The sequence below is a fragment of the Noviherbaspirillum malthae genome (assembly GCF_015352985.1).
GTDB lineage: Bacteria > Pseudomonadota > Gammaproteobacteria > Burkholderiales > Burkholderiaceae_D > Noviherbaspirillum > Noviherbaspirillum malthae.
In genome coordinates, this window is record NZ_JACYXF010000074.1 from 21441 (window position 1) to 27584 (window position 6144).

5 protein-coding genes are annotated in these 6144 nt (G+C 58.3%); 1 reads left to right on the forward strand and 4 read right to left on the reverse strand.

Annotated features, from left to right (window positions below):
• Window positions 1-15: 15 nt before the first annotated feature.
• The 4 genes from IGW03_RS32505 to tnpA form a co-directional block, all read right to left on the reverse strand.
• Window positions 16-315 (reverse strand): hypothetical protein, encoded by a 300-nt coding sequence (locus IGW03_RS32505; protein ID WP_194726600.1) that lies wholly within the window; start codon window positions 313-315, stop codon window positions 16-18.
• Between the two features lie 1831 nt (window positions 316-2146).
• Entirely contained in the window at window positions 2147-3733 is a 1587-nt protein-coding gene (gene tnpC / locus IGW03_RS32510; protein WP_194726601.1) for an IS66 family transposase, read from the reverse strand.
• A 101-nt stretch (window positions 3734-3834) separates the two neighbouring features.
• Entirely contained in the window at window positions 3835-4188 is a 354-nt protein-coding gene (gene tnpB / locus IGW03_RS32515) for an IS66 family insertion sequence element accessory protein TnpB (protein ID WP_194726602.1), read from the reverse strand.
• A complete protein-coding gene (tnpA, locus tag IGW03_RS32520) occupies window positions 4188-4607 on the reverse strand; it encodes an IS66-like element accessory protein TnpA (RefSeq protein ID WP_194726603.1) in 420 nt (139 codons plus the stop codon). Before tnpA ends, tnpB begins: the two co-directional genes overlap by 1 nt.
• Here tnpA and IGW03_RS32525 point away from each other — a divergent pair.
• Window positions 4606-5916, forward strand: a complete 1311-nt coding sequence (locus tag IGW03_RS32525) for an IS256 family transposase (RefSeq protein ID WP_438943690.1) — start codon at window positions 4606-4608, stop codon at window positions 5914-5916. The genes tnpA and IGW03_RS32525 overlap by 2 nt on opposite strands.
• The last annotated feature ends 228 nt before the right edge of the window (window positions 5917-6144 follow it).

Here is a 6144-nt window from a genome sequence, read left to right on the forward strand (position 1 = left end):
GGAGAGAATGGACGGCTACAACCCAAGGACGCCAATCTTTACCAACGCCAGCCCATGAGGAAGCAAAGCCATGTTCCTTGCACCCGGCAGCTTAAACCAGGATGCTCGCTGCGGACGGTACTGTAACATCACGGCAGAGGCTAGGCAGTTGTGCCGGACCATGGAAGGCATGCCGGCCACAGCCCAGCGTGCGTTCCAAACCCAGCGCGTCAAAGCAATCGACGCAAGATGGCCAATCAGCGCAAGGATGACCTGCATAAACTTAACACCCACTTCATTCGACGCGATGGTGCGTTCTTCATCGGCAACGTGCACGTTTCTGCCCTAGCAAAAACCGGCATGGTCAAGTCAGTACGACACGCCGGATGGAGTAGGTTCAGAACCCTGCTGCAGTACAAGGATTAACACGCCGGCACATTGGTTGAGGAAGTCAATGAAGCGTATTCAACCGTCACCTGTTGCGGCCGGGAAGAAGGCGCCGGTCCCTGTGACCGGGAAGGCTCACGAAAAAGAGAATAGGTTTGCTGCGAGTGCAGCACGATACACCCTCGTGACGTCAACGCTGCGCTGAACCTTCTCGCGGCGGGACATCGCCGTCTAGCAGTAGGAATCTCCATCGCTCCCATGCCTGCGGCTGCACGCAAGGGCTGGGGCGAGGTGGATGTCAGCGGTCGCGTCAACACCGGTTTCGGTCCCTTTTCAAGAACGATGTCAATCCGCGCCTGCCCGTATTTCGTGATGAGATCATGGCGACGACGATGGCTAGGAACGCGTGACACACGCTATTGACGCCGACAGCGAATGCAACTGGAATTTGCCCTTCAAAGTCTCTGCATCACATCCGTACTTAGGCCATCTGTTATGGTCGGCGAAGCCCCAGCGCAATGCGTCTCGACGCAGGATCCAACTGTTGGCCGCTTCGATCTGTCCGTTATACAAGGGGGATGGTTGCGCTGGAAACCGACATTGATGACCTCCGCTGCTTCTTGTAAGTCGCACCGAAGGACGGGCAGCGAAGTAATCGTCCTCGCTCGTGGCGAACTGTGCATTGATAGGGCGGGCGGAGTTCGTGGCAGGATGCAAATGAGGTATAAAGATCAGTTATTGGCAAGCGCCTATGACACTGCTCCGGCAGGCGGATGAACGCAAAAGCCATCCATCGATATAGCGCACAATATCAAGGAAGGTAGTCCGTGTCGTCCAATGGTCACTTCCCGTTGTCCGGCAATATATAAGGAAGTTGCCAGCAACTTCTTCAATCATGATTTTCACCGTGAAAATGTTGGACGAGTTGTAAGTCAAAGTCGTCGTACCCACGGCCTGATCATGACCAAACGAATGGACGACGTTTAATGAAATACAAAGAGCGACATCCCTCATTACGCACAGCTTGGTGCGGCAACGCGCTGCCCGAAGGCGATAAGGGAAGCATGACGGTTCAGCATTGCTCATCGAAATGATCTTGCCTGATCTGCAGGCGACCGCAGCGGTACCGACATGCCTTTATAGACGATTTTGGTGTGCCGTCGCGCGTTGGATTGACCCCGATCTTCTCATGGTCAACACTTATCTTTCGACGGCTGGGAAACGAAATGGCGCGGTACTTGGGAGACCGACACCGTGCTATCGCACCATCTAAGGATCGAGCTAACTTGTTGATTAGTAATAATATTTACCTACCATACATTTAAAACCATGAGAATGGACTAAAAAATGCAATGAATGATAATGGATTGGAAGGTCAGCGCCTATCGAGTTTGAACGGCAAACGGCGGGTTAATCACAATGTCATGGACGAGAAAGGGGTGCGTCGCGTCAAGCCATGGGAATCATAGACGAAACATCATGATTGGATATAGGTGAGCATATGATGGTGCAGACATAAGGTGGCTGCTTGGTTAGCCTTGGTGGAGCCTGTCCTGATTTTTGTGTGCGAGGCATATCATATCTTTGACGATATGGAGGCGATATGCCACGCAAGACCAAGGGTCTGACACCGGAACAATCTTCGTAAGCGGTAGTTTCTCCACACTGGATTAAGAATCGATCGCATCAAGGGCGAGCGAGAACGCATCGCGACGATCGCTTTGATCGGCGATGAGCAGATATCGGCAGTTGGATGGCCTGGGTAATCGGCGCGTTCAGTCTACGGTGTGGCTGCCCTGACTTTAAGCTGTTCGGCGTAGCGGAATGGAAGCAGGTCCGTGACGTCTGCCTCCGGGGAACGTTGCGGCAGTTCGGTGAGCACATGCAGCAGATACTCGTAGGGCTCGACACCGCACGCGCGGCATGTCAGCATCAGGCTGTACACCATCGCGCTGGCTTTCGCACCGGCCACACTGTCACTGAACAGCCATGATTTCCTTCCAGTGCAGAAGGGGCGGATATCCCGCTCGATGACGTTGTTGTCGATTGGGGCTCGCCCATCCGTCACATACCGGCTCAAGTAATCCCACTGGTTGCGCGCATAGCCAATGGCTTTGCCCAGCAGGCTTTTAGGCAGTGTCTGCGGTGCCAGCTCGTCTAGCCATGCCTTGAACGCATTGAGCAGCGGCACGCTGTGCTGTTGGCGCAGCCGGTAGCGGTAGTCCGCGCGCGTTTGACCTGCGGGCATTTCTACCTTGGCCAGCGTCTCGACCTGATACAGTGCCTGGAAGTACGCCAGCGCCTGCGCCGCCCGGCCGCCGGGCTTTTTCTGTGCCTTGAGCGCCTCCATGAACATGCGTCTGGCATGGGCCAGGCAACCAAACTGCGTCGGTCCCTCCAGCGTGCGCCAGGCGGCGTAGCCATCGGTCATCAACATGCCGTCATAGGCGGCCAGCATGGCCTGCGGATATTGCTGCCCGCGCCCCGGCTGGTAGTCGAACAGCACCACCGGTTCGGCGCAGTCCTCGGCACTGCGGTACACCCACATGTACGACGTACTCTGCGCCGCACGGCCCGGCTCCTTGAGCACCTGTACCGTCGTCTCGTCGCCATGGATGAGCGGCTGCGACAGCAACGTCTTGCGCAGCGCATCGACCAGCCGCTGGTAGTGCAGCTCGGCTGGTCGGATGATCCAGTTGGCCAGCGTGCCGCGGCCGACCGCGATCCTGGCACGCGCCAGTACTTCCTCCATCCGGTACAGCGGCGTGCCGTCAACGAACTTGCCGGTGGTGACCGCGGCGAGCATGGACGCGCCCGCGTGGCTGCCCGGCAGCGGTTGCGCCGGCATGGGCGCCGTCACGATGGGGGTGCGAACGCCGTGGCGCTCGCAATGGCGGCACGCATACTTCAACCGCGCATGCTGCAGTACCGAGGCCTTGACCTCGATGTGCAGCTGCTCGGTCACTTCCTCACCCATGCGGTGCAGTTCGCCACTGCAGCAGGGGCAGATCTTGCGGTCCTCGGGCAGGTCGTACTCGATGCGCGTGCGCGGCAGATTGGCCGGCAAGGGCTTGCGGCCCCGTTTGGCGGATGCAGGCGCATCGGCCGATGGCAGCCCGGTTTCTGGTAACGCGAATGCCTCATCGCCATCCTCATCGTCGGCGTTTGCCTGGGCCGTCTGCTCGGCCTCATCGAACACGCGGTCCTTGAGCTTCTCGCTGCTGGGGGCAAAGCGCTTGCTCTGGGCCAGGCGGAATTGCTCTTCGAGAAGCAGGATGCGTTCGTTCAATGTCGAGACTTGCGTTTCAAGGGCGCGGATATAGTCTTGAACGGGGGCCGGTAGCTGGGAGATGTCGTACGTGGTCATACCCGCCACGATAGCCAACTCCCGCGGCAAATGGGTTTACATCAATTTGTAACAGACCCCCAGCCTGTGGTTCGCGAACCACGGCCGATGGCTGTGACCGCTCAGCTGGCGTGCCGGTAGGATCGCGCCGGGTGCCGGCGCATGGCCTCGATATCGATGCCGTCAAGCAGCCAGTGCAGCTGTTCGGTGGAGAGTTCGATGACTGCCTGCGGCTGCCGGGGCCAGGCGAAACGATCGGCTTCGAGCCGTTTCATCAATAGCCAGAAGCCCGAACGGTCATACAGCAGCAACTTAATGCGATCGCGGCCACGGTTATGGAAGGCGAAGACGGCACGGGAGAACGGATCGAGCTGCATGGTTTGCTCGACCAGCGTCACCAGGCTGTTCATGCCAGCCCGGAAGTCGATCGGATCGCGGTGTAGATAGACGCGCAAGTGGGCGTCGAGCCGGAACATCAGTGTGCTCCCAGGGCGGTGATCATCGCCGTCACCAGAGCAGTATCGTGCCCGGTGCACTCCAATTCCACCGTCACGCCATTGGGCAGCCGCGCCAACAGTCGTGACGGCGACACCGATGCATGCATTGGAGTGGGCTGCTGGTGATGTGGCGCCGGGCTGTCAACCTGACGTACCGGCACGAACGCCGGCACCTGGGTCACGCAGGCAAGAGAGGCCTCTTTGCGAGACTGGAGAAGCCACTTGCGTAACTGGTTGGCGTTAACTCCGGCCTTGAGCGCCATGCCGGAAATCGACACGCCTGGCTGCTGGCAGGCCTCGATCAGCCGCCGCTTGCCTTCAGGCTCGAAGGTCCGCTTGCCGCTGGGTGTGGCACGAATGACCTTCAGGGGAAGAAATGTCAAATCATCAGAGTTCATGGTTGCGTCCGCAATAATGTCGTTGCGGACGCAATCGTGCTCCCTTTTAACCAGCCAGCATAGGTGTGTCCAATTTAGCGCTTACCAATCTTCCACGCCAGAAATCTCCAAGGAGCTTCTTGATCAATTCGTTACCGGGCCGATGACTGCGCAAGCAGTTGAAGCCCTGATGGGCAAATTCAAGAAGGCGGTCATTGAGCGCGCCTTGAGTGGGGAGCTGACCCACCATCTGGGCTATCCGCCGGGAGCCGCCAAGCCGGGTGAGAACGGCAATCATCGTAATGGCACCAGCGCCAAGACAGTTCTGACCGACGAAGGTGCGCTGCGCATCGACATCCCGCGCGACCGCCAGGGTTCATTCGAGCCGCAGCTGATCGGCAAGCACGAGCGGCGCTTCACCGGGTTCGACGACAAGATCATTGCCATGTATGCACGTGGCATGACCATGCGCGAGATGCAAGCCTTTCTGCGCGACATGTACAACGTCGAAGTCAGTCCCGAGTTCATCAGCAGTGTCACCGATGCCGTCATGAGCGAGATTACCGCGTGGCAGGCCAGGCCACTGGAGCCGATGTACCCGGTCGTCTTCTTCGATGCCCTGCGCGTCAAGATCCGGGAGGATGCCGTGGTGCGCAACAAGGCGGTCTACCTGGCGCTCGGCGTGCTTGCCGACGGGACGCGGGACATTCTGGGTCTTTGGATTGAGAACACCGAAGGTGCCAAGTTCTGGCTCAAGGTATTCAACGACCTGAAGACGCGCGGCTGCAACGACATCCTCATTGCTGTCACGGACGGCCTCAAGGGCATGCCTGAGGCGCTTGCTGCCGTCTATCCGGCCACCACGCTCCAGACCTGCATCGTGCACTTGATCCGTAACAGCCTGGAGTTTGCCAACTGGAAGGAGCGAAAGGCACTGGCCGCAGCGCTCAAACCGATCTATACCGCCTCAAGTGCCGAGGTGGCCGAAGCCGAGCTCAGCGCATTTGAGCAAGGCCCTTGGGGACAGAAGTTTCCAACTGTGGCTGCCAGTTGGAGACGGGCCTGGCAACACGTGATTCCGTTCTTTGCGTTCCCGCCCGAGGTGCGTCGCGTCATCTACACCACCAATTCCATAGAAAGTGTCCATGCGCGCCTGCGCAAGATCATCAAGACTCGTGGACACTTCCCCAGCGACGACGCCGCCACCAAGCTTATCTGGCTGGCTCTGCGCAACATCACCGCGCAATGGAGCCGTGCTGCGCATGACTGGAAACAGGCGATGAATCAGTTCGCCATCATGTACACCGACCGATTCAATCTGCGAGCGTAGAATGAACACGACTTTACCACCGCGCCGCACACTCTTGCCCTGCACATGGGGCGGCGTGCGGCACTGTGGAAAAGTCTACGTAGCCTTTGCACACAAAATATCTGACAGTGCGACTCGAAGTCGCTGTTGTAGTTGTTCAAGATCGATCTATTGTTTAGGAGGAATCTAGTGAACCTTCTGTTCCGTCAGAAGAGCCTACCTTGACAGGCGTGACAGGTAACTGTCGGG

Bases quoted from the DNA above. Each gene is read 5' to 3' on its own strand.
- tnpC (WP_194726601.1), bottom strand. From the start codon at position 3,733: ATGACCACGTACGACATCTCCCAGCTACCGGCCCCCGTTCAAGACTAT.
- tnpB (WP_194726602.1), bottom strand. From the start codon at position 4,188: ATGTTCCGGCTCGACGCCCACTTGCGCGTCTATCTACACCGCGATCCG.
- IGW03_RS32525 (WP_438943690.1), top strand. From the start codon at position 4,606: ATGGTTGCGTCCGCAATAATGTCGTTGCGGACGCAATCGTGCTCCCTT.
- tnpA (WP_194726603.1), bottom strand. From the start codon at position 4,607: ATGAACTCTGATGATTTGACATTTCTTCCCCTGAAGGTCATTCGTGCC.